The sequence below is a fragment of the Gottfriedia sp. NPDC058432 genome (assembly GCF_042721555.1).
In the GTDB taxonomy this organism is placed as follows: domain Bacteria; phylum Bacillota; class Bacilli; order Bacillales; family Bacillaceae_G; genus Gottfriedia.
The window spans coordinates 36410-58125 of sequence record NZ_JBHXLC010000011.1; the positions used below are offsets into that span (position 1 = coordinate 36410).

20 protein-coding genes are annotated in these 21716 nt (G+C 33.0%); 5 read left to right on the forward strand and 15 right to left on the reverse strand.

The window, feature by feature from the left end:
* Positions 1–18: 18 nt before the first annotated feature.
* The 3 genes from ACFWM3_RS12920 to ACFWM3_RS12930 are packed head-to-tail and all read right to left on the reverse strand — an operon-like array spanning position 19 to position 2940.
* Positions 19–219 carry a cation transporter gene (locus ACFWM3_RS12920; protein WP_129691419.1) on the reverse strand — a complete coding sequence of 67 codons (201 nt, stop codon included), beginning with the start codon at positions 217–219 and terminating at the stop codon, positions 19–21.
* Positions 220–231: 12 nt separating this feature from the next.
* The gene (locus ACFWM3_RS12925) at positions 232–2625 is read right to left on the reverse strand and encodes a heavy metal translocating P-type ATPase (protein ID WP_390311581.1); all 2394 of its coding nucleotides are present in this window, start codon (positions 2623–2625) and stop codon (positions 232–234) included.
* A gap of 15 nt (positions 2626–2640) precedes the next feature.
* Complete coding sequence (locus ACFWM3_RS12930; protein ID WP_025671826.1) at positions 2641–2940, reverse strand: metal-sensing transcriptional repressor; 300 nt, start codon at positions 2938–2940, stop codon at positions 2641–2643.
* A gap of 247 nt (positions 2941–3187) precedes the next feature.
* Here ACFWM3_RS12930 and ACFWM3_RS12935 point away from each other — a divergent pair, with 247 nt between their 5' ends.
* The gene (locus ACFWM3_RS12935; RefSeq protein WP_390311582.1) at positions 3188–3739 is read left to right on the forward strand and encodes a hypothetical protein; all 552 of its coding nucleotides are present in this window, start codon (positions 3188–3190) and stop codon (positions 3737–3739) included.
* 299 nt (positions 3740–4038) lie between these two features.
* On the opposite strand, the gene ACFWM3_RS12940 is transcribed toward ACFWM3_RS12935, so the two are convergent.
* The 4 genes from ACFWM3_RS12940 to ACFWM3_RS12955 form a co-directional block, all read right to left on the reverse strand.
* Positions 4039–4479: a YybH family protein gene (locus ACFWM3_RS12940; RefSeq protein ID WP_390311583.1), complete on the reverse strand. Its 441-nt coding sequence runs from the start codon at positions 4477–4479 to the stop codon at positions 4039–4041.
* A gap of 227 nt (positions 4480–4706) precedes the next feature.
* Positions 4707–5177: a hypothetical protein gene (locus tag ACFWM3_RS12945; RefSeq protein ID WP_390311584.1), complete on the reverse strand. Its 471-nt coding sequence runs from the start codon at positions 5175–5177 to the stop codon at positions 4707–4709.
* A 192-nt stretch (positions 5178–5369) separates the two neighbouring features.
* Complete coding sequence (locus ACFWM3_RS12950) at positions 5370–7034, reverse strand: acyl-CoA dehydrogenase family protein (protein ID WP_390311585.1); 1665 nt, start codon at positions 7032–7034, stop codon at positions 5370–5372.
* 22 nt (positions 7035–7056) lie between these two features.
* Positions 7057–7434 (reverse strand): MerR family transcriptional regulator, encoded by a 378-nt coding sequence (locus tag ACFWM3_RS12955; protein ID WP_390311587.1) that lies wholly within the window; start codon positions 7432–7434, stop codon positions 7057–7059.
* A 247-nt stretch (positions 7435–7681) separates the two neighbouring features.
* Between ACFWM3_RS12955 and poxB the strand changes: the two genes are divergently transcribed.
* Complete coding sequence (poxB, locus tag ACFWM3_RS12960; protein WP_390311588.1) at positions 7682–9418, forward strand: ubiquinone-dependent pyruvate dehydrogenase; 1737 nt, start codon at positions 7682–7684, stop codon at positions 9416–9418.
* A 167-nt stretch (positions 9419–9585) separates the two neighbouring features.
* Here the strand turns inward: poxB and ACFWM3_RS12965 are convergent, their stop codons facing one another.
* The 6 genes from ACFWM3_RS12965 to ACFWM3_RS12990 form a co-directional block, all read right to left on the reverse strand.
* On the reverse strand, positions 9586–10269 hold the full coding sequence (locus ACFWM3_RS12965) for an ABC transporter ATP-binding protein (RefSeq protein WP_390311589.1): 684 nt from the start codon (positions 10267–10269) through the stop codon (positions 9586–9588).
* Positions 10269–11354: an ABC transporter permease gene (locus ACFWM3_RS12970; protein ID WP_390311590.1), complete on the reverse strand. Its 1086-nt coding sequence runs from the start codon at positions 11352–11354 to the stop codon at positions 10269–10271. Before ACFWM3_RS12970 ends, ACFWM3_RS12965 begins: the two co-directional genes overlap by 1 nt.
* 123 nt (positions 11355–11477) lie before the next feature.
* On the reverse strand, positions 11478–12866 hold the full coding sequence (locus ACFWM3_RS12975; RefSeq protein WP_390311591.1) for a sensor histidine kinase: 1389 nt from the start codon (positions 12864–12866) through the stop codon (positions 11478–11480).
* Entirely contained in the window at positions 12863–13540 is a 678-nt protein-coding gene (locus ACFWM3_RS12980; RefSeq protein WP_390311592.1) for a response regulator transcription factor, read from the reverse strand. The genes ACFWM3_RS12975 and ACFWM3_RS12980 overlap by 4 nt, the downstream gene beginning before the upstream one ends.
* A gap of 553 nt (positions 13541–14093) precedes the next feature.
* Positions 14094–15353: a helix-turn-helix domain-containing protein gene (locus ACFWM3_RS12985; protein WP_390311593.1), complete on the reverse strand. Its 1260-nt coding sequence runs from the start codon at positions 15351–15353 to the stop codon at positions 14094–14096.
* A 203-nt stretch (positions 15354–15556) separates the two neighbouring features.
* The gene (locus tag ACFWM3_RS12990) at positions 15557–17251 is read right to left on the reverse strand and encodes a M4 family metallopeptidase (protein WP_082459378.1); all 1695 of its coding nucleotides are present in this window, start codon (positions 17249–17251) and stop codon (positions 15557–15559) included.
* Positions 17252–17514: 263 nt separating this feature from the next.
* Here ACFWM3_RS12990 and ACFWM3_RS12995 point away from each other — a divergent pair, with 263 nt between their 5' ends.
* From ACFWM3_RS12995 to ACFWM3_RS13005, 3 genes are all read left to right on the forward strand, one after another.
* The gene (locus tag ACFWM3_RS12995) at positions 17515–18366 is read left to right on the forward strand and encodes a DUF4047 domain-containing protein (protein ID WP_390311594.1); all 852 of its coding nucleotides are present in this window, start codon (positions 17515–17517) and stop codon (positions 18364–18366) included.
* 48 nt (positions 18367–18414) lie between these two features.
* A complete protein-coding gene (sipW, locus tag ACFWM3_RS13000) occupies positions 18415–18963 on the forward strand; it encodes a signal peptidase I SipW (RefSeq protein WP_390311595.1) in 549 nt (182 codons plus the stop codon).
* Between the two features lie 72 nt (positions 18964–19035).
* Complete coding sequence (locus ACFWM3_RS13005) at positions 19036–19650, forward strand: TasA family protein (RefSeq protein ID WP_056467620.1); 615 nt, start codon at positions 19036–19038, stop codon at positions 19648–19650.
* A 187-nt stretch (positions 19651–19837) separates the two neighbouring features.
* On the opposite strand, the gene ACFWM3_RS13010 is transcribed toward ACFWM3_RS13005, so the two are convergent.
* Positions 19838–20797: a transketolase family protein gene (locus tag ACFWM3_RS13010; protein ID WP_390311596.1), complete on the reverse strand. Its 960-nt coding sequence runs from the start codon at positions 20795–20797 to the stop codon at positions 19838–19840.
* Positions 20794–21645: a transketolase gene (locus ACFWM3_RS13015; protein WP_056467627.1), complete on the reverse strand. Its 852-nt coding sequence runs from the start codon at positions 21643–21645 to the stop codon at positions 20794–20796. The genes ACFWM3_RS13010 and ACFWM3_RS13015 overlap by 4 nt, the downstream gene beginning before the upstream one ends.
* Positions 21646–21716 lie beyond the last annotated feature (71 nt).

Genomic DNA, 21716 nt, shown 5'->3' on the forward strand with positions numbered 1-21716 from the left:
ATAAGTTCGCTTTTTTATTTAGATAATGTCATACCCTTGATCTTCAATAGCCTCTTTCACTTTCTCAATTGTTTCAGCGTTTGAAGTATTGAATGTTACTTCTTTATTTTCTAAACTTACGATTATATTATTTGTACCAGACACACCTTCTACCGCTTTCATAACTGCAGCTTTGCAGTGTCCACATGTCATACCTTCTACTTTTAAAATTGTTTCCATTACTAAATCCTCCTAAATTTTTATACGTTTTAATCGTAATGCATTTATGACTACCGATACGGAGCTAAATGCCATTGCAGCACCTGCAATCCAAGGCTGCAATAACCCTAAAGCTGCAATCGGTATACCTAAACTGTTATAAAATAACGCCCAAAATAAATTTTGGCGAATATTATTCATTGTTTTCTTACTTAAGCTAATAGCTTTCGGAATATGTGATAAGTCGCCACCTACTAGCGTAACATCCGCTGTTTCAATCGCCACATCTGCGCCAGTACCGATCGCCATACCAATATCAGCTTTTGCAAGAGCTGGAGCATCATTAATTCCATCTCCAACCATCGCAACAATTTTCCCTTGTTTTTGTAATTCTGCTACTATATCTGCTTTTTTCTCTGGTAGAACTTCAGCAAATACATTTTCAATCCCAACTTGATCTGCAATCGCCTGTGCAGTGTGTTTATTATCACCAGTAACCATAAAAACTCCTATTTTTAAATCCTTTAATGCTTTTATCGCATTTCTTGAAGATTCTTTAATAGTATCGGCTACAGCTATAATTCCTTCAAGCTTATCGTCAATTGCTACTAACATCCCTGTCTTTCCTGCAGATTCAAATACAATTAATTGTTCATCAACTGAAGAAAAATCGATATTCTTTTCATTCATTAACTTTCGAGTACCGATATATACCTTTTTATTTTCAATCATGGCCTCTACCCCATGTCCAGGTATGGCAATAAACTCTGTAATATCAGTTAGTTTCATTTCCTGCTTAACAGCGTAGTTTACAATTGCCTGTGCTAGAGGATGCTCTGACATTTTCTCTACACTTGCAACGAGTTTCAATAAATCGTCTCGTTGATTTAAATTAAGAATATCTGTTACTTCAGGCTTTCCTTTCGTAACAGTTCCTGTTTTATCAAGAATGATTGTATTAATTTTTTGGGTAGTTTCTAAAAATTCTCCGCCTTTGTATAAAATCCCGTTTTCCGCACCTTTTCCACTTCCAACCATAATCGAAGTTGGTGTAGCAAGTCCTAAAGCACAAGGGCATGCGATGACTAAAACAGCTATTGCTACTTCAATTGACTTAGGCAAATTTTGTGGGTCGATTACAAAAAACCAAATGATAAATGTTAATATGGCTATGCCAATTACAATTGGAACAAATATATTCGAAATTCGATCTGCTAATCTTTGAATTGGAGCTTTTGAACCTTGTGCCTCTTCAACTATTTTCACAATATTTGCTAATGCAGTATCCTTACCAACCTTCTCAGCTAGAATCGTTAAAATACCATTTCCATTAACTGTTGCTCCAACAACTTTATCATCAGCCTTTTTATCAACTGGTAATGACTCACCAGTAATCATTGATTCATCAACTGTAGATACTCCCGAAACAATCACACCATCCACTGGAATTTTCTCACCTGGTTTAACAAGTAGTAGATCTCCAACTTTTACAGCTTCCAATGGTACATAAATTTCATTTCCATTTTCTAAAACGATTGCTTCTTTAGCTTGTAATTCCATTAGTTTAGAAATTGCTTCAGTTGTTTTTCCTTTAGCAATATGTTCAAAATATTTTCCAAGTAAAACTAATGTTATTAATACTGCACTTGTCTCAAAATAAAGATGCGGCATATACATACTATTATTTATTGTCTTAATTGACTCGACTAAGCTATAAAAGTAAGCAGCCGAAGTTCCAAGGACAACAAGAACATCCATATTCGCACTATAATTTCGAATGGCTTTAAATGCTCCGACGTAAAAATGCCAACCTATAATAAACTGAACTGGAGTTGCAAACAAAAGTTGAAACCATGGATTCATTAAAAAATGTGGCATCCATATATTTGTACTAAATGGCAGATGAGATACCATCGAATACAATAGTGGAATTGAAAGTAAGATTGAAACGATTAATTGAATTCGTTTGTTTCTTGTTGTGTCTTTTTCTTTAACTGTATTTTCTTCTTTTATAGCTGCTGCATAACCAATATGACTAATTTTATCGATTATCGATTGAAGTGAACGTACTTCAGGTAAATAAGAAATTGTTGCTATATTCATAGCCAGATTGACATTAATTTGCACGATTCCATCCATTTTTCCTATTACTTTTTCGATTCGAGCAGAACAAGCAGCACATGTCATTCCCTCAATATTTAAGGTAACTTTTTCAACTGCAACCTCATAACCAATCGTATGGATTTTTTCTATTAAATCAGAAGTTTGATATTGCCCTTTATCATATATAATAGTAGCTTTTTCTAATGCAAGATTCACATTCGCTTGTAAGCCATCCATTCGATTTAAGCTTTTTTCGATTCGGGTTGCACATGCGGCGCAGGTCATACCCTCTATACCAAGGGTTAACTGCTTTGCATCATTCATTCTAATCAACCCCCTTTACTTTACGTAACGCTTAATAACCTCCATTAATTCGTTTACAGATTCTTCGCCATTGTTTTCTTTAACTGCCTTAACCATACAATGATTCGCATGTCTTTCAATTAATGAGAAACTTACCTTTTTCATAGCAGCTTCAACTGCCATAATTTGCGTCAAAATATCTATACAATATCGGTCCTCTTCGACCATTTTTTGAATACCTCTTACTTGCCCCTCTATTCTACGAAGACGTTTCATTAAATCGTTAATTTCGTCTTCACTTCTTGGAACCATTTGATCATCATGGCAATTTTCCATTTTATCACCTCAACATTATTATATACTCATAGGGGGTATAGGTGTCAATTTTTTTCACTTTAAGAAAGTTTAAATTGGCAACGAGGAATCGTACTCGACGTGGTAGCCAATTTTAGGAATAAAGTATAAGTGCAACTACGCCTCTAACTTCACCTAAAAGGCTTGTCAGTCGACGAGTTTTCTTTATTCTATTTATTTTAAGTTGTCCATATGATGATAAAAAGCGAATAGTTAGGGGGTATCATATATGTTCACCAGTTGGGTATGTATTAGCATAATGCTCTTTATAACAATCATTTCGATCCACCTTAAACCAACAAAAAATGACCAGATGCATCAAATGATGTATATGATGATGATCAGTATGACTACTGGTTTAACAATAGGTGTGCTCATTACACTTTCATATCACCAACAATTTTTCCATTCCTTACTCATTTCGATGGGCGTATCTGCACTCATTGGATTACTTATCGGTTTTCGATTACATTTCCTTGCACTACTTGAGGGGATCTTTACTGGAATGATGGCCGGTATGATGGGGAGCATGATTGTCGTTATGATTTCAATAACAGAAGCACATGCTTTATTATTAATTTGTTTATTATTATTAACTTGTTCAGCCCTATTTTGTTCTACTATGTTTTTAAGTCAGCGATTCCCAAAACTTCTATCATCATTCTTTCCAGTAATTATTATTTCTAGCCTATTGCTCATCTTAACTGTGTTTTATTCTTTTACTCATTTTGGAACTACTACCGTTTCCCAGAGCTATAAAATTAATGTGTTAAAAAAATAAAAACGATTAAACATCTAAATTAAACGCCCGTATCATAATTACTACGTAATTGTCGATACAGGCTTTTTTTTTAAGCTGCTTTAACATAGCAAAGGAAAAATTGGTGCTTGAAGGAGAGAATAAGATTTAATTTACCTATGGAGGGTATACAAAAGAACAGAATGAATGTGGTTTAAAACCAATACACATAAAAAAAGGGACTTCAAAAAAAGAAGTCCCCTAAAAAAAAGAAAGAAAAATTATCAGTAAAAAGATATCATTTAAACCTTAAAATTAGCTTAACTTTATCACCAAATTGTTTACTTCAAGTTGAAAATTCCCTTACCAGTTTCCATATTTATAGGTAATGATGAATGTTCATGAACAATGACCCAAGTTTCATTCACTTTTTTTAAACCGAATGTGAACCGATTAGTCATTTGACGAAGTTTCTCACCAGATTCTTCTTGGTGAGCAGCAAAAGTAACCGCACAATGTGCAAATGCCAGATTTGAATTTTCTTCAACTACTAGATCATTAAATTCAACTTTAAGTAAAACACCGTCCTCACTCAAACCATTAAACCACTCTACTACATTTTCCTTCCATGAAGAAATACCTTTGCTCTCCCAGTTCCCCCAGCAATCATATAGATGAATTTCAGGAGCATACAAGGATAGAAATCTTTCAACATCCTTTTCGTAAACTGCTGTTTTGTAATTTTCAAGTACGTCTTGAACTTTGAAAAAACCATCTGACATTAAGTGCATCCCCTTTACTAATTTCAGAAATGTAAGTATGAACTATAGATACATTCTCTATACAAACAGTTTTCCCTTCTTCGAGTAAAATGACAAATAGTAAAGTAGGAACCACTCATCGTCATCGGCCACCAGAGTTTATTAAACTAAGACGGTGCGTTAGTTTGATTAGTACTGTTCTATTTTAATTAATTAAAAAATGACTCAATAATCGCACCAGTACCTACTTAGTGCTGTAGCCTCATAGTAATTTTAGATATCGTAAACCACATAGAAATAAACATCAGTATTGCAAAAAAATCAGTAAGAATAACACTGCGACCTACAAATAAATGTTCATAATGAAATAATGGGGTATTATAAATGGCAATAATTATTGATAGTGCGGCAAAAATAAGACTAAGTTTGTTCTTAATCATTTTATAGAAAAAATAAAAAAGGGTAGCATATGCCCAAAACTGTGAAATAAACCAAGCGTGTGATAGCCTGATCCCTGATTTAGTATGGAAAAAAAATAAAACTAAAACTAATAAAATAATAAAGGCAATAACTGGAGCAAATTTGACTATATTTATAAGTCTAATAAAACGATTATTTAATGTAACCGTTTTTGAATTCGCTTTGAATAAATCATCTTTTATAACTAAGTAATTAAAATAAATAAACACTAAACTGCAAGTAAATATTAAAAACTGCATGAATTAAACACTCCCGTTTTTTACATCAACTATTAATAGTATCATAAAATTGGTAAATTTTGTTAAATTTACGATAAAAATATCCTTTATTTTTTGGCATATTAATAGAAAAAAAGATAGTAGGAAAAAACCTCCTTACTATCTTTACTACTGATATATGTGTGCTTTTAATCTAACGAGGTATCTTTATAATCATTTATTTATCGAAACTTTATAGCCAACAATTTCAGCAAAATACTTTAAATGAATTTGTTCTTTATTAATTTCCTCTTTAAAATATCGTTCATGGATCAATACTTTTGCGATATACTCTTTTCGAATGTGATCTTTCGCATCTTCAAGAGCAGTAACTGCTTCAACTAAATCTGCCATTTTATTTGCGATTTTCTTTGCATTATATGATTGAGTATTAGCATCTAAAGTAAATGTATAATGAACAATTTCATTTAATTCCTCCAGCTTTTTCTTTACGATTTCACTTTCATCTACTAATGTTTGAGGTGTTTCCACTAATTTTTCTTCAATATATGATTTAAAGACTTGATAACCATTCATTTTTTTAAACAGTCTCAAAATCTCTAAACCTAAAATATTAGCTGTTCCTTCCCAAACTGTAAGTACTTGAGCATCTCTTAAAAGTCGAGGTGTAACAAAATCTTCTATATAACCATTTCCACCATGCATTTCAATCGCTTCGTGGGAGAAATGAATTGCTTCTTCTGCAGTACGCATTTTTAATATAGCAATCAAAATCCTTACTAATGTTTGTTCTTCGGTTGTTCCATTTTCATTACCAACCACTCGATCATATAAGGCCACTAAATTAAATACTGCACTTGTTTGTACTTCCTGAATGGTTGCAAGTTTTGCTAATGTCTCTTGTATCATTGGAAAATTCGTTAATATTTGTCCAAATGCCGGTCTATTTTCAGCATATTTTTTCGCTTCCACATAGGCTCTTCTCATAATTCCAACAGAAGCTACAGCATTACATATTCTAGATAAATTCAATGCTTCCATCATGTAGTTAATTCCTCTGGAAGGATCTCCGATTAGAAATGCTTTCGCTCCATTAAATTCAACTTCTCCTGACGGAACCGCTCTTACACCTAGCTTATCTTTTAAGCGACGAATCGTGAATCCATTATTTGTACCATCATCATTCTTCCAAGGCACTAAAAATAAACTTAACCCCTTACTCCCAGAAGGAGCTCCCTCAATTCTTGCTAAAATCGTTGTAATCCCACATTGACCTGCATTACTAGCAAAATATTTTTCTCCATAAATGCGATAATAATCTCCTTCTTTAACTGCTTTAACTACATTAGCTCCAACATCTGAACCACCTTGTCTTTCAGTTAAAAAAGTTGCTCCTTCATATAATTCTATTTCTCCAGTCGATAGTAAATGAGGGAGATATTTTTCTTTTATTGCTTCATCTGCATATCTTTCAACTAAAAACGTAGCAGCCATTGATAATGTTACCGGACAATAAAAACCAGCTTCAGTCTGTGATAATAAATAACCTTGGGCATAGGAATAAATGTAATTCCCCTTAATACTAAGCTCTGGTATTGGCTTATGAATATAGCTAACAATCCCTCTATTATAAGTATCTTTTACAGTTTGTTTATAACCTTCATTTACCCAAACATGTGAAATATCATTTCCATATGCATCATATTTGATTAAACGTGGTTGACCTTCTCGGTCTGTGTGTATTGCACGCTGATCAAACTCTTTCGCGCAAAGCTCACCAAATTCTTCTAATTCTCCATTAGCCCATGCAAAAAAATCTTCTTTAAAATATTTTCTTAAAATTATTTGTAAATTAAGATCTTCTTTATAAAAATTCATGTACTTCTCCCTCCAAGTGTTTTTACTGAATCTCTAATAAATTCCGCTCAAGTTTACCCTTCATTTTAATAATTTCTTTTTTTAATTGGATTAGATCGTTTATTTTTTTATCTAACTCTATTATCTTCTGATTTCCATATTCAATTGTTTTGTGTAATTGTTTTTCACCTGTTCGATCAATCGTAAATAAATCAATCATTTCTTTTATTTCTTGCAAATTAAAGCCTAAATTTTTGCCCCTTTGAATTAAATAAAGACGTGTACAATCCTGTTGAGAGTACCTTCTTCTACCACTTTCAGTATAGGTAGGCATTAATAATCCGATTTCCTCATAATATCTAAGGGTTCTATGAGTCGTATTAAATTCATTCGTCATCTCTCGAATCGAATATAACTTCAAAATGCCCTCCTCCTTCTAGCTATAGATTTATTATAAATCTTACGTAAACGTAAGTTTCAAGATGGATTCTTTCGACAAAAAATTCGAGGATCAGTGACTTTTTAAAGTATTTATTCTTAATGCCTCCTACTTTTCCTGCCTTTTTTTGGTATAACGTTTTAAAGTTCTGCAAAACATAACTTTATCTGTAGCTTAAGGCTTAACAAATAGAATTAGTTCCATAATGGTGAACTAGAAGGAGATTACAATGAGGAAAACAATTGCAGATTTACTGATCGATTCATTGATTCAAGCAGGGGTTACTAGAATTTATGGTATTGTTGGCGATTCTTTAAATGCTGTTTTAGATTCAATTAAGAGCTCTAAAAGAATTGAATGGATCGGCGTTCGCCATGAGGAAGTTGCAGCTTTTGCTGCAGGTTCCGATTCACTTATGAGTGGAAGTATCGCAGTTTGTGCGGGAAGCAGTGGACCGGGAAACCTTCATCTTATCAATGGATTATACGATTGTCATCGAAGTCGTATTCCTGTACTTGCAATTGCGGCTCAAATTCCAAGCATCGAAATTGGAAGTGAATATTTTCAACAAACTCGACCTGAGCAATTATTTAAAGATTGCAGTCACTTCTGTGAAACAGTATATAGAGCAGAGCAAATGCCTCGTCTAGCAACGATTGCTATGCAGCACGCAATTGCTAGAAAGGGTGTATCTGTACTTGTATTACCTGGAGACATAGCTGCGCTAGAAGATCGACAAACTGTACCAGAACAAGTTATTCATGTTACGAATCCACTGATTAGTCCATCTAAACCTGAATTGGAAAAACTCGCTGGGTTCCTAAATGATGGTAAGAAGGTTACTTTACTTTGCGGAGCAGGCTGTGAAGGTGCACATTCTCATTTAATGCTTCTTTGTGAAAAGTTAAAATCTCCAATGGTTATTGCGCTTAGAGGTAAAGAATTCTTAGAATACGATAATCCATATAATGCAGGTTTAACTGGTTTAATCGGCTATTCATCCGGGTATCATGCCATAATGGACTGTGATGTACTATTGATGCTCGGCACAGATTTTCCATACCGACAATTTTATCCAGATGATGCAGTTATTTTACAAGTAGATGTTCGAGCTGAGCATTTAGGACGACGCGCTGCACTTACTTATGGACTATGTGGAGATGTAAAAGAGACAATAAGTCAGTTATTACCACTCTTAACAGATGTGAAAGATTCAAGCCATCTTGAAAAATATGTTTCAGCATACAAAGATGTACGTGAAGATCTAGATAAATTTGCTGTCGGAAAACCTGGACGCACACCGATCCACCCTCAGTATTTAACTAAGGTTGTAAGTGATTTTGCAAATGAAGATACGATTTTTACATGCGATGTGGGCACGCCAACATTATGGTCTGCAAGATATTTACAAATGAATGGAAAAAGAAGATTACTTGGATCATTTAATCACGGAACGATGGCTAATGCCATGCCTCAAGCAATTGGTGCTCAAGTTTCTCAACCTGGACGTCAAGTAGTCGCATTATGCGGAGATGGTGGATTATCAATGTTATTGGGTGATTTATTAACGATCCATCAGCATAAATTACCTATAAAAATGGTTGTATTTAACAATAGCGCACTAAGTTTTGTGGAATTAGAAATGAAAGCTGCTGGTTACCTAGAAACTGGAACAACTTTAGAAAACCCTAACTTTGCGTCATTAGCTCAATCGATGGGGATTGAAGGAATTCGTGTAGAGGATCCTGCTGATTTAGAGTCCGCAGTACAACGTGCGTTTGAACACAATGGACCGGCATTAATAGATGTTTTAGTTAACCGTCAGGAATTAGCAATGCCTCCTAAAGTAAGTATTGAACAAGCACATGGATTTACACTATGGACATTGAAAGCAGTATTAAATGGTCATGCCAATGATGTAATTGATCTTGCTAAAACTAATCTTTTAGATCGATTCCATCTATAACAAAAGAACCCGTTCGAATTGAACGGGTTCTTTTGTTTATTTAGAAAATTAGTAGTCAATTTTCCATACCCACAACGGGTTTATGAGTCACTTAAATATCTTGATGATTCAAAATAACTTACTCATAAGCAATATCAAAAAGCCCGTTTATTAAAACGGGCTCTTCCTTAAATTTGTTCAGTAAGTTTTCCATTTTCAATATAAACAACACGGTCACATAAATCTAGCATCCTTTTATCATGAGTGACCATTATCGCAGCTTTTTGTCTTTGTTTCACTTCTTTAGATAGCATTTCAACAACTGATCTTCCTCTTTCAGAATCAAGACTAGCTGTAGGTTCATCCGCAAAGATTACTTCTGGATCATTCATTAGTGCTCTTGCAATGGCTACTCGTTGTCTCTCTCCACCTGATAATTTTTCTGGATAGTTTCTCATCCTCTTTGATAATCCTAATTGTTCGAGCAGTTCATTCGCTTTCTTCTCTGCAATTTTGTTTTTTATTCCAGCTAATTCGGCAATTAATAGAAGCTGATCTTTAACTGTTAAATACGGGATTAAATTAGACATTTGAAAAATAAATCCGATTTTAGATAATCTAAATTCATTTAGTTTATTTGCTGGGAGATTACTAATATCAGTATCATCAATTAAAATTTTCCCACTAGTCGGAGATAGTAATGCTCCAGCTATTGAAAGGAAGGTACTTTTACCAGAGCCTGATGGACCTACAACTGCTACTAGTTCACCAGCCTTTACTTGAATGGAAACTTGATCTAATACAGTTGTTGCTAAAGAATCTCCGTCATTATATATTTTGCTAATATTATCTAGCACTAATTTATTACTCATTAAAAGGCCCTCCCAATCGCTTCAATCGCATCAATTTTTACTACTTTTAATAAAGAAATTAATGAGCCAACAATTGCTACAATTAAGAATAATAATGAACTTCCAATGATTAACTGAGCATCAAATACAAAAGGTAAGCTTGCTGGTAATACTTTAGATAATCCAAATGTGATTGAAATACTTATAATTAGACTTAAAAGTGTAAGTGTTAAAACTTGAAAAATAATATTCTTAGCCAAATAACTAGTTTTTGAACCAATTGCTTTTAGCACGCCAAATTGATTTATTTTTTGAATCGTAATGATATAGAAAAAGACTGCTAACACAAATGCTCCGATAAAGAATAGAAATACAATCATCATTAGTAAAGAGCCCTGTTCTTCTTTATAACCAGGTATGCCTTTTAATGCTTGGCTTTTATTAATTACTTCTACTCCTGAGACTTTTTCATTTACCTTTTTTGCAGTACTTGCGTTCGTTTTTAACGCAATTGCATTAAATGAATTCTTGTTATTCACCATAGACCACTCTTTGTAATTCATATGAATCACCGGTGCGTGACTATATGATTGGTTCTCAGTAAATCCAACAATTTTAAAATCTTTTCCCGAGATTTGATCAGAAATCTTGTCACCAAGCTTGATTCCTTTTTCTTTTAAAGAAATATCTCCTACAACTTCATTCTTTGTTGAATTATTAATCATGTCACCTTCTATTACCTTTGGTGCCGCTAAACCATTCACATCAATTCCAAATAAGGTAGCATCAATTTTTTTAGATGTTCCATCCTTTAGAAACGTAGTCATTTGAACTCCTAAAGTAGTAGAATTTTTCTCATCAACAAACTTCTGAACTTCATTTATTTGACTTTCTGTTAACATTGAATGATTAATTTGTTTACCTGATTCTTTTTGTAAAACAAAATAGTTTGAGGCCATACTATCAATAGAAGAAGCATTATCAAAAGATAATCCTTTCGCTAATCCTGAAACGAATAATACTAGGAATGATATAAGGATCATGATTAGACTAATTAATAAAAAACGTAACTTTGCGTGTTTAAACTCCCTTAATGCAAGAAACACCTGTCATTCATCTCCTTTAACATACTAAATTTTAAAGAGTGTAAAAAGTAGAATCACTCTTTGTAATTTAAAGTATAGGAATGTTAGATGAACAACAGGTGAACAGTCGATTACAAATATAAATCAGAACTCATTAATATTAGGTATAGTTAGATGAAATTTGGTTCCTTCGCCTACTTTACTACTTACTTCTATGTGGCCATTATGTAATTCAATAATTTGTTTAACAATCGCTAAACCTAAGCCACTACTGGATTCCTTTCGATTCCTTGCTTTATCAGCAATAAAAAATCGATTAAATATTTGTTGTAAATCATTTTCGGAAATGCCAATTCCAGTATCTTGAAATTCAATTTGAACATACTCTTCTTTACTACTCAGTTTTATTGAGATGGATCCACCTTCATGATTAAATTTTATGCTATTCGTCATTAGATTTGTCCAAACTTGATGCAGTAGATTCTTATCAGCATACACAAGAGTTTGAGGTAATTCCAAATCAATGGCCAAGTCTTTGTTTCTCCAACTCCATTCAGTTGTAAAAACCACTTGTTTAATTTGTTCGGCAACATCAAATGTTGTTTTTTGCAATATACTTTCTTCCTTATCTAATGAGGCTAACGTTAATAATTGTTTACTTAACAAGGACATTCTTTTACTTTCTTCCTCTATGATCGATAAATAATGATTCTTTTGCTCTTCGGTTAATTTTTCAGTTTGAAGTGACTGCGAAAAACCTTGTATCGATGCAAGTGGTGATTGGATTTCATGAGATACATTTGAAACAAACTCCTGACGCATCGCCTCAATTTGTCCTAATTTTTGTGACATATGCGAAAAGTGATTAGCAAGTTTTCCTATTTCGTCTTGGCGTTTAATTTGCAATTGAACATTATATTTTCCTTCTGCAATCTTTTTAGTTGCTTCAGTTAATTTAATAATCGGTTTAACAATATATCTTGTACTAACTAAAACGAATATAATACTTAATACGATTGTCAGTAAAAGGAGTATGGAAAAGAGTATACGCAATTCACCAAATTGAAGCTGTACATTTGGTCGCATAAAAAGAGCCAAATGATTAGTACTCGATTTTATAGGAACACCAACTGTATTACTCAATGTATTATCAAAAAAACCAGTCACAAATAATGATGTTGGAAATTCGGCAATACCATGATATACATTTCCATTTAAAACCGAATCAATTACTTTACGATCAAATTTCTTTTCTCTAAAAGACCCTCCATAAAAGGATTGTTTTCCTTGAGGATCTACTAATAAAATTTGATAACCTAATTTACTAATACTTTTTAAGTAATTGCTTAATTCGATATCATTATTTTTTTCATAAAAAGTACCAACATCTAAAGCCATTTTAGTTAATTTTTTATCATTATAAGGCTTTAGATTATAGTGGTAATACACATTTGAAAAAAAGAAAGCCAATAAACTGCTAAAAATCATAACACCGAGGATTGTAAGAACAATTCTTATGTATAAAGTTTTCACTTTCTGGTGACCTCCAATTTATAACCAACACCTCTAACAGTTTTTATACTAAAGTCATCCGTTAAAGTAGAAAATCTTTCACGTAAACGTTTAATATGAACATTTATTGTTCGATCATCACCCTCAAAATCAGCACCCCAAATTAATTGGATCAACTCATCACGAGTAAATATTCGATCCGGATAACTTGCCAATTGAGATAATAATTCAAATTCCTTCATTGGAAGCATAAGTAATTTTCCATTACAGTAAACTTCATAGCTTTTTCGATCGATAACCGTTTCGTTCAGTTTTATTTTTTGAGCACTAATCATATTGTATCTTCTTAGCAATGCCTTAATCCGGAAAAGTATTTCTTTTGGTTCAAAGGGCTTGGTCAAATAATCATCTGTGCCTACTGCAAACCCTTTTTCTTTATCAGAAAGCTCGCTTTTTGCAGTTAACAATATTACCGGAAAATCATAATACTCTCTTATTTCCTCACAAAGCTGGTAACCATCTTTACCTGGCATCATTATATCTACAATCGCTAAATTAATTTGTTGATTTTCAAGCAATCTAGAAGCTTCATCTCCATTAGCCGCTTCAAATGTCGTATAGCCTTCAGTTTGTAAATACATTTTCAGTAACTCTCTTATATGAGAATCATCATCCACAATTAAAATTCGAATCATAATTTATCCCCATTCTTTATAATTAGTACAATTATTTAAAAAATCATATCATATTTTAATTTTAATATCCTTTTTCTATTTTTCATTGGCAAAATGCGGATTTTTTATAACGTGAATAAAAAAAGTTTTGTAATATAGTTTGTCCCCCATACATTTCTTTAATTTTAAACATAAAATTAATATATAGTTATAATGGCTGTTTTCGTAAATCTTGTTGCCGTTTTAGAGATGTCTAGTTGAATTTACTTTAGGAGGCATCTCAAATTTTCACTTTTTCTGATACTCCTACAGAAACCCCACACCTTGTTTCTGATCAGCTTCTTTATTTACTCTGTGCTTTAAAAATGATCGGTTTATAAACAACAACCATTTCGAAAAGAGTCAAACATAATAGAATTGTGTTAGAAATAGTAAGATTTGTCCCTATTTTTAATATTATTATTTCAACATAATAAAAACCCAAAAAAAGTTCCTTTATGGAACTTTTTTACTTTTACACTACTTCTTTAATTTGAAAACATAAATAATAAAAGAACTGTCCAACAACAGTCCTTTAGTTATGTATTTTAATAACACCTATTAAGAAGTTAGACATTTCGACTGCCTTCTCAAACTCTTTTTCTTCCACATAATAATCATACAACTCCTTACCATATCGTTTCATGAATATAGTATGATTGCGTGACTTAAAATATGGAAAAGCAGTTTTTTCTATGTACTGTATATATTCTTCCGTTTTATTTTCTATCGAATAGATTAGTAATGTAAAAAGGATTTGATAATGTTGATTCTTTAAATTTTTTGCGATTGTTAGACCTTTTTGGGCACTATTTAATAAGGCAGATTTGCGCATTAATTTACCTTCAAATGAGCTTTTAAGATAATTATTCAGTCGTTGAAGATAAATTACCGTTGGCTTTTTTTCCAATTGTAATGCTGCTTTATAATACTTTTGCGCTTTTTCATAATCTTTTCTTTTAAAATATTCCAAAGCAAAATTATTTAACAACATCCCTGTTTTATCTGGTGCATTGAGCGTTTCACTATCATGAATCAGATTTTTGTATGATTGTTTCAATTTTTTAAAGTCTAAGTGCCCATCGTTGCTTGATTGTAAAAGCATAATTGATTCAGCATTTATGGCACGTAAATAATTACTTGTATCTTTAAAATATTTAAGCGATTTTTCTGCATATACATAAGCCATTACCTTAGAATCGACCCATCCATATGCTACTGCTAAATGATAGTAGTATTCTGGATTACCGTACTCGTTTATATCAATCTTCTTTAAAGTTTGTATTGCTTTATGATGATTCTCTGTACTTGAATTATTGTAATTATTTAAATAATAAATTCCAATTACATGCAAAAGAAGATTTCTTTCAAAAGGAGGTAGGTCTTTATAGTTTCTTTGTATATTTAGAACAATTGTATAAGTGTTTTTATAGTCATTCATTAAGAGATAATATCTTGCTAGTAGCAATTGATACCAAGCATCATATTTTGGAGAATTAATAAAAGGGCTTTCTTCTAACTCTTTTTTATATGAATCAATTTCCTTCATTCTTAGTTTAATTATTGCTGTCTGCCAGTTTAGTAGTTTATTTTCAAGATTTTCAAAGTTAGCAATTTCTTTTCGAATATCAATTTGTAATCGTTCAGAAAACAAGGTAATAATCTCAGATGAGTAGGATGTATTCCCTCTTTCTATTTTTCCTACGTGCTTGGAAGAACAGATTCCTTTTCCTAGTTCTTCTTGAGTTAGTCCAGCTTTAGTACGATAAAATTTTATAACTTCCCCTTCGATCATTGATTGCTCCTCCTATCCTAAAACTTATACTAAATATACAATAGTTCAACTTAGTTTCCATCATGCTATTCACACAATTTATGAGGATAATTTAATGTAAAATTAATAATTATTACTTAGTATTCATTTTAAAAAACATAGGAAAAATTTAACAGAAAATAAGAAAACCATGAACAGGCAAACTAGTTCATGGTTTAATTTTATTATTCGTAAACACCTACAGAAGTATATGCATCCATAACAGCCTTCGTTTGAGCAGAAGGTACTCCATTTTTATCAGGGAAGAAATCACGTGATGCCTGAATTACTGCTGCTCTCATTTCTTTAAAGTTAGAATCAGCTGTTAGATATTTTAAAGCTTGGTAGTAAATTTTTTGTCCATTATTTACACCAACTCCAGTGATCGTATAGCCATTATTTGTACCACCTTGAGTAATTAAATATGCAGCTTTGTTGTTAATACCACTATTAATATGCACTCCACCATTATCTTCAGTACCTAAATATCGATCTTGATAAGTATCTGGATAGTAACCTGAAGGCATATATTTCGTGCTTACACGTACTGAACCTGGGTCGCTTAATGAACGTAGACCACCGTCACCTGGTTTAGTTGGAGTGTAAACATCTTCACCCATTTCCCACTCGTTTACTTTTGTTGTATAGATTTGAACGAATGTTCCAAAGATGTCTGCTAATGACTCATTAAGTGCTCCAGACTCTCCTTGATATGTTAAATCAAGTCCAGACTTTTCAATCACACCATGTGTCATTTCATGTCCGATTACATCTAATCCACCAGAAAGTGCGCCTAAAACAACACCATCGCCATCTCCGTATAACATTTGTTTTCCATTCCATGCTGCATTATTCCATTTTGCTCCAACGTGAACTGTACTAATTAAAGCCATACCTTTATCATCTAAACTGTTACGTTTGAATACATTTTGATAATATTTGTTTACTTTATCAGCATTAACATGAGCTGATACTGCAGCAGGATCATAGAAGAAGTTAGTTGGGCTATTTGTTGTTACTTCAAAGCCAGTAAATCCTAAAAGTGCTGATAAAATGATAAATGAATTTTCAGGCATGCGATGAGCATCAAATGTTGCTAGTGGTACGATAGTAGGTTTTGTTGTAGAACCAGTAACTGATCCACCATATAAATAGCTAGAACCAGTTGATGCGTCTTTTCCAACTGGGAAAGTTTGCATTTTACCAAATACGTCCAAGCCCTTTCCAGTAGTAACTGTAAGCTTTGACACATCAATATTATCAATTGCATTAAAGCTATTAATGATTTCACCACTTGTAGCGTCTACAAAATAATGGAAATATCCTGGTGCTGGAACAGAAGTTGAAGCCTTAACTAAATACGCTAAGTGATACTTCCCTTCATATGGATAGATCGTTAATTGTGTATCAATTCCATCATAATTTTTAACAACTCCGATTTGTGAATCAATACTTTCTTTCGCAGTTGCTACAGCATCGTCCTCAGAAATTGTAGCTTCAGTCGGAATAATTGCGCGAGATAATGTTTGATTTACATCACCAAATGATGCATATACATTGTTATTTGTGTCTAATGCTACAGTTTGTCCTGAACCATAAATTGGAATTCCTTTATATTGTTCAATTGTTCTTACATGGTAAGTATCAGTCACACTGTTAGCTTCTTCACTAACAATCTTAAATTGTTCCCATGGAGAAGCTGATCTTGCAAGACTTTTTACCTTTGAATTCAGGTACGCTTTTACTACCTCTTCCTTACTTAAAGCTTGATTTACTGTAGCTGCACTAGCTTTTACATTTACAAATGAAGGTAAAGTTGTTAATCCCCCACTAAAAGCCACAGTTAATGCCATTACTGCTGGTATTGCTTTTTTTCTCATTCTTTTCTCTTTTTTCATTTTCAAAACTTTCACCCCTTATTTAATTTTGTTGTGACTGCAATTTTCATTATTGAGAATATTCGAAATTAAATCAATACGTCAAACCCGGGTTCTTTTTATAGTGGTTTTACAGCTTTTCATCCTAAAAATGACTAATTCTGACAAAAAACTACCATAAATCGACTCAAAAATAACCCGGTTTCAATTTTCTGACAACTGAGCAATAATGAATTTCAACAGGGCTTTTGCAAAGGAGTGAAAATTTGAAACAAGCAAGGAAAAAAGTCTCCATTATCGTAAGTTTATGTTCTATTCAATTTTACTTGGCAATGCAAACAGTTGGTCAAACGGAGGCAACCTTTTCTAGTCAAGCATCTTCAGAACAAGTCGTTTCAGCAGCCATTGTGTTTCCTAAAACAATCCAACAACTAGAACTAGCCGCAAAAAATCATTCAACAAGAGCTAATCAATTATATGATTCGATCATGAAGATATCTATTACTGGTACAGACACTGAATTATCAAATTTACTTACTACTGTTCTCAATGAGGAACATGAAATAAATAATGAGATTAAGAGTTTACAAAGTATTCAAGAGCAGTTGAACTCTTATCACAATCAAATTCATGAACTTCCAGAAACTGAACAAAGTAACTATGAATACGAGAGAAAAGGCTATCAGGTTGTTAACCAACTAATCCACCAATTAAATGAGTCAATTAATCTACAAAAGATAGCGTCAATTAAATCTACAATTCAAACCCAGCTCAATGAAAGTAATGAAAAGATTAATAACGATATTAATGAACCTAAAAATTCTACAGGTGCAAGTCAGAGCCAAAGTTCTGATAGTTCAGATACAGATTCAATACCGAGTCAGGATTCTAAAGATTCTAATTCCGAATCGACCCAGAGCCAGGATTCTAATCATTCCAATACAGATTCATCTCCCAGCCGGGATTCTAATTATTCCGATACAGATTCATCTCTGAGCCGGGATTCTAATCATTCCGATACAGATTCATCTCTGAGCCGGGATTCTAATCATTCCGATACCGATTCAATTCCGAACCAGGATTCTGATCGTACCAATACGGATACAAAGTCAGATTAAATTTCTAATAATTCAGTAAATAAATTCCAAACGAATAGGTGATCTCTCATGTTGAAGAAAATTTTATCAATTGTAGGTACTATTTTTAAAAGTATTTCTATTGTCATCTTGTGTTTCTTAGCTTTTATTGTGATTTCATCAAGGTTTACAGGTGGAGATTCTACCATTTTAGGCTATCAATTAAAAGCTGTTTTATCTGGATCAATGGAACCTACATTTCATACTGGTTCAATAATTGCTGTTAAGCTAGGTGCAAATCCATCATCATATCAAAAAGGCGACATTGTTACCTTTCAAATGGACAATAAGTTGATCACCCACAGAATAGCTGCCGTCCATCATAAAAATGGTGAAACTTCATATAAAACAAAGGGTGATAACAATAACGCCCAAGACTTATGGACTGTGTATCCTCAGAATATTGTAGGAAAATATTCTAATTTCACGGTTCCATATGTTGGCTATGCATTAAATTTTGTAAGCTCAAAAGCTGGATCAGCACTATTGTTAATTGTTCCAGGTATCCTTTTAACTCTTTCAGCGCTACGCAATTTATTCCAATTAAGAAAAGAGTTTGAACAAAAAACTGCAGGATGAAGTTGGTTAGATCTCTTAAGTACAAAATAAAAGCTTAAGAGTTTAATAAATAAACCTTAAGGGGGAAATGAAATGAGTTTTACTAAGAGAATTGGTCAAGTTGTAATGAGTGGAGCAGTCGGTTTGTCATTAATTAGTGGAGGTACTTTTGCATATTTCAGCGATACAGTTAAAACTGATAATACATTTGCAGCAGGTACATTAGACTTAGGGATGAACCCTAATGCTGTTGTTAACATAAGCAATTTAAAACCTGGTGATGAAGTATATCGTGAATTTACATTAGAAAACAATGGAACTCTAGATATTAACAAAGTTTTATTAAACACTAAATATCAAGTTGAGGACGCAAAAAATAATAACACAGAAGACCTTGCTAAGCATATTAAAGTAACAATTATGTACAACACAAGCAGTGCTACAAATGAAATCGTTGAAACTACATTATATGACTTACAAAATCAAACTCCTGATTTAACGGCAATTAATCAATTTGTAGGTAGTACAAAAGATCCAGATGGCATTGCAGCAGGACAAAAAGAAAAGATTTTTGTATTATTCGAGTTTGTTGATAATGGAAAAGACCAAAACCAATTCCAAGGGGACAAGCTAAAAGTTGATTGGACATTTAATGCTCAAACTGGTGATGGTAAATACTACGACGACACTGATCCTAACAGCAACTAATAAAAAACAAAAAGCCACCTATTTAAATTAGGTGGTTTTTCTATCTTTCTATTAAATTAAGTAAGTCATTCATAACATTTAAATTTTCTTTAACAATTAATCTTTCTTCTCCGCTCTCAATTTATAAATTCTTAATATGTAAAAAAAAGAAGCTGTAAAAACAACTTCCTAAAATTGATAACTTTTTCTAGTTTTTTAATTCCTCTACATTCTTAACAATGTCATTTGCCGTTAACTTATAAAATTCCTTTAAATAGTCTTCCTTGCCAACTTGCCCAAATTGTTCTTTAATCCCGATTCGTCTCATTTTAGTTGGACAATGCTCACTTAATACTTCTGCTACCGCACTACCTAAACCGCCTATAACATTATGATTTTCAGCCGTGACAATTGCCCTTGTTTTGTTAGCATATTTTACGATTAAGTCTTTATCTATTGGCTTTATTGAAAACATATCGATTACACTTGTTTCAATTCCTTTTCCCTGAAGTATGTCAGCAGCCTTCAACGATTCAGCGACCATAATGCCACTTGCAATGATTGTTACATCTTCACCATTTCGAAGGACCTTACCTTTACCGGATTCAAATGTTTCGTTTTCATCATAAAGTTTGACAGCTTTTTTACGAATTGTTCGGATATAATGAATCCCGTATTCCTTCTCAACTTTGCGGAGTAAGCACCCAAGTTGATTGGCGTCACTTGCTTCATATACATTTGCATTTGGAATTAAACGAGCAAGTCCTAAGTCTTCAAATGCCATATGTGTCCCACCATTATGCTCTGCAGTAACCCCCGAATCAGAACCTAATATTTTTATATTCAATCTTGCATATGCACCTGAAACGAACAATTGATCAAACGCTCGACGAGTAGCAAATTGCGCAAATGTATGAACATAAGGAATTTTTCCAGTGAGTGATAGACCAGAAGCTACTCCCATCATATTCGCTTCCATAATCCCACAATTTATTAATTGTTTTGGTATTTCACCAATAATTTTACTTGTAGTAATTGCACTCATTAAATCAGCTTCTAGGGCAATTACATTTGGATTTTTCTGCGCCATTTCAAGTAGTGTATTGGCATACATTTGTCTCATTTCTATACGATCTAATTCATAACTCTTAAATGGTGTTTGAATCATGAATTCACGACCCTTCCTAGTTTATTTCCTAGTTCAGTAATTGCTCCTAAAATAGCTTCTTCATCCGCTTGGTTGGGCCGTATATGATGGTTATCAGCTTTCTCTTCTAAATATTTAACACCTTGACCTTTAACCGTATCTAAAATAATTGCAATTGGTTTGTCGCTCTGAAATTTCCCCTTCATAATCGAGGCATAAATTTGTTCAATTGATTTTCCATCGACTTTTAATGTGTAAAAACCAAAAGCCTTAAATTTTTCTACAAAATCAAATGGATCAATAATATCCTTAGTTAACCCATCAAGCTGTTTTTTATTGTCATCAACAAAAACAAATAAGTTGTTTAATTTATGGTGCGCAGCAAATTGAAGTGCCTCCCAACACTGCCCTTCATTAAGCTCTCCATCACCTACTATGCAATAAGTATAATTATCCATTTCAGAAAGTTTATGAGACAAAGCCACTCCAACTGCTGCTGATATACCCTGTCCTAAAGATCCTGTTGTCATATCAATACCAGGCGTTAAATTTCGATCGGGATGGGAAGGGAGTGTAGTCCCATTTTGATTTAAAGTGTATAAAACCTCTTCAGGAAAATATCCCTTTAAAGCCAATGTTGCGTATAGTCCAGGTCCACCATGACCCTTTGATAGTATAAAGTAATCTCTTTCCTGCCATGAAGGGTTTTTGGGATCGACCTTCATCACTTCACCATATAAAACTGCTAAAGTCTCAATAATTGATAAGCTTCCACCATAATGTCCAAAACCAAGATTATATAGTTCTTTTAAAGTTAGATAGCGAATTTCGTCACGAAATGCTTCTATTTTTTGAAGATTGAATTTCAATCGAAATCCTCCTTTAATCAATAAAATACAACATACATCATTTTCATAATTTAGCTCATTTTAGATCTTAG